Below are 251 nucleotides of genomic sequence, written 5' to 3' on the forward strand. Positions count from 1 at the left end.
TCGTCTTCACGGCCAAAGCGTCGGGCCAGCGACACGATCGCGGCGGCCACATCATTTTGGGCCTTGCCGTCCGAATAAATCAGGCCCTTTCCAAAGCCCAGCTGGCCCAACACGTACCCCAGCAGTGCTTCGGTTTTGCCGGCACCGGTTGTACCGAACATCAGAATATGGCGGGTCATGTCATCCATCGACAGCCACAGTTCACGCCCGGCGTCCCGGCCACGCAGGTATCCCATGTACAGGATGCCCGC

The 251-nt window shown here is 61.0% G+C and carries 1 pseudogene; it reads right to left on the reverse strand.

The features are described 5' to 3' along the window. Positions 1 to 236: pseudogene (locus tag DW49_RS0100970) on the reverse strand (F-type conjugative transfer protein TrbC); the annotation flags it as partial. Between the last annotated feature and the right edge of the window lie 15 nt (positions 237 to 251).

This window comes from Pseudomonas avellanae BPIC 631 (assembly GCF_000444135.1).
Taxonomy (GTDB): Bacteria; Pseudomonadota; Gammaproteobacteria; order Pseudomonadales; family Pseudomonadaceae; genus Aquipseudomonas; species Aquipseudomonas avellanae.